The sequence below is a fragment of the Mesorhizobium sp. M2A.F.Ca.ET.037.01.1.1 genome, from assembly GCF_003998075.1.
Taxonomy (GTDB): Bacteria; Pseudomonadota; Alphaproteobacteria; order Rhizobiales; family Rhizobiaceae; genus Mesorhizobium.
The window spans coordinates 1-2632 of record NZ_RZSA01000911.1 but is presented as its reverse complement, the minus strand read 5'-3'; the positions used below and the strand labels follow the sequence as shown (position 1 = coordinate 2632).

Annotated in this window: 3 protein-coding genes; 2 read left to right on the top strand and 1 reads right to left on the bottom strand. The window is 65.7% G+C overall.

Features of this window, described 5'->3' with window-relative positions; all coding sequences use genetic code 11:
- On the top strand, positions 1-160 hold a 160-nt coding region (locus EOA27_RS31180; RefSeq protein WP_281059492.1), incomplete at its 5' end, for an FAD-linked oxidase C-terminal domain-containing protein.
- Between the two features lie 14 nt (positions 161-174).
- Here EOA27_RS31180 and EOA27_RS31175 read toward each other — a convergent pair.
- A complete protein-coding gene (locus EOA27_RS31175; RefSeq protein ID WP_126082038.1) occupies positions 175-1143 on the bottom strand; it encodes a Dyp-type peroxidase in 969 nt (322 codons plus the stop codon).
- A 186-nt stretch (positions 1144-1329) separates the two neighbouring features.
- On the opposite strand from EOA27_RS31175, the gene EOA27_RS31170 reads away from it, so the two are divergent.
- Positions 1330-2632 (top strand): AsmA family protein (locus tag EOA27_RS31170; RefSeq protein WP_127258062.1); only part of this gene is annotated, 1303 nt, incomplete at its 3' end.

Genomic DNA, 2632 nt, shown 5'->3' with positions numbered 1-2632 from the left:
GGAAGGAACCTGCACCGGCGAGCACGGCATCGGCCAGGGCAAGGTCGGTTTCCTCCGCCACGAGCTCGGCCATGGCGTCGACGTCATGCGCACGATCAAGCAGGCGCTCGACCCGCTCAACATCATGAATCCCGGCAAGATTCTGCCGGCGGCGGGGTAACGCGCCGCCCCGGTCTATTCCGCCGCGCCTTCGACCAGCTTCTGCAGCATGGGCCGCGTCGGCGCGAAAAAGGTCGTGCCGGTGTGCGGGGTGGAGAAGTCGAGCAGCCGGTCATAGGCGCCGGGCGGCTCGCCGACATACATGCGCTGCAGCATCTTTTCGATCACCCACAGATAGCGCGTGTAGCCGATGAAATAGGTGCCGAACTCGTTCTGCCCGGGACGACCGAACGGCATGTTGTCGCGCAAAATATCGTATTCATTGCCGGCGTCGTCCTCGATCGTGGCCAGAGACTTGTGCGACTTGCGCGGCTTGTCGTCGTCATCGATCTCGATGTTGTCGATCTTGGTGCGGCCGATGATCTCTTCCTGAACGTGGGTCGGCGTTTCTTTCCAGGCCGCCATGTTGTGCAGGTATTTCTGCACGACGACGTAGCTGCCGCCGGCAAAGTCGCCGTCCTCGTCGCCGACCAAGGCGGAGGCCGGCAGGTCGAGGCCGGTCGGATTCGCGGTGCCGTCGACGAAGCCGAGCAGGTCGCGGGCGTCGAAATAGCGAAAGCCTGAGACCTCGTCGACGACGGTCACGCTGCCGCCAAGGGCGTCCAGCAGGATGCGCTCGAATTCGAAGCACATGTCGGGCCGCTCTGCACGGATGTGGAACAGGAGATCGCCCCGCGTCGAGGGCGCCGAATGCGCCGCGCCCTCGATCGGCGCGAAGGGTTTCAGCTCGCGCGGCCGCCGGTTGGGCGACAAACGGTTCCAGAGCCCGACGCCGACGCCGGCGATGCAGGACAGCCGGCCCGACAGGTCGCGGAAGCCGACATTCTTGACCAGATCGTCGAGCTCGCTGAGCACCGAGGCGGCGGTCGAAAGCGCGGCCTGGTCGCTGCCGACCGTGACGACGAGGAAAATCGCGGCTGTCGACAGCGGAGCGTCGACGCTCTGCGCGTCGATGGGCACTCTATCCCAGTTCTTGCCTGACATCGGGGACGCTCCGTGTTGGGTATGGCGGCCAGGGACGTGGCCGGATGGGCAGGGATTCGCAAAAGAGATATCCCGACGACGAGCGGTCGCGCAACTGGAGACATTGGCGGCTGCCGCACGTTGAATTGCCTCTTTATGGACACGCGGATGCAGGTAGAGTGCGGCTGACTTCAACCTGGGAAACAGATGCTCGCCCGCCTGTTCGTGATCTTCGGTGGCCTGTTCGTGCTGGTGCTGTGCGCGGCGCTGGTGGTGCCGTATTTCATCGACTGGACGGGCTATCGGGGCGATTTCGAGCGCGAGGCCAGCGCCATACTCGGCCGCAAGGTGACGGTGAAGGGCGATGCGACGGCACGGCTGTTGCCGTTTCCCTCGGTGACCTTCTCGAATGTCGAGGTGGCCGGCGGCCCTGAAGGCCAGCCGGCGATGACGGTCGAGACCTTCTCCATGGATGCGGAGCTTGCCCCCTTCCTGCGCGGCGAGGTGCTGATCTTCGACATGCGGCTGGTGCACCCCAGGGCTATCATTAATGTCGCCGGCGACGGCACCGTCGATTGGGCGATCCGGCCTTCGACGCCGTTCGATCCGGGTCAGATCGCCATCGAGAAGCTGACGGTGACCGAGGGACAGATCGAGTTGCGCCATGCCGCCGGCGGACGCAGCCATCTGGTCTCCGAGATCAACTCGACGATTTCGGCCAAGGCGCTCACCGGTCCATGGCGCATGGACGGAACGCTGCGCTTCGACGGCCTGCGCGCGGACGTCTCGGCCTCGACCGGCAAGGTCGAGGCCGACGGCCAGATGCGGCTCAGGCTCAAAGCCGATCCCGGTGCCTATCCGCTGATCATCGAGACCGACGGCAATGCCGGCATCGTCAAGGGCGCCGCGGTCTATTCCGGCCAGTTCAAGATATCGGGCGCGGACAAGAACTCGGCCGAGCTGCGTGGCAATGACGGCCAGCCGGTCAAGATCAGCACCGGCAAGCCCGACCCGGGCTTTCGGCTGAACGGCAAGTTCGCGCTCGACCACCAGAAGCTCAATGTCGACGAGTTCCGCTTCGAGACCGGGCCGCTCGACAATCCCTATACCGCCGACGGCAAAGCCTCCGTCGATCTCGGCCTGAAGCCGCATTTCGCCGTGGAGGCCAGCGGCGCGCAGGTTCAGTTCGACGAGGCCGTCGGCGGAGCCGCCGGTTCGGGTTTCACACTCGATCAGCGCATCGCGGCTTTCGAGCAGACGCTGCAGCACATGCCGAAGCCGACGATACCGGGCACGCTCGAGGTGCGGTTGCCGGCGGTGGTGGCGGGCGACACGACGGTGCGCGACGTGCGGCTGTCGGCCGAGCCGGTCGAAGGGGGCTGGTCGGTCAAGTCGCTTGCCGCGACGCTGCCTGGCCGCACGACGCTCGAAGCAGACGGCATGCTGAGCGTCGAGGACCATTTCGGCTTCACCGGCTCGTTGCTGCTCGCCGTCGGGCAGCCTTCCGGCT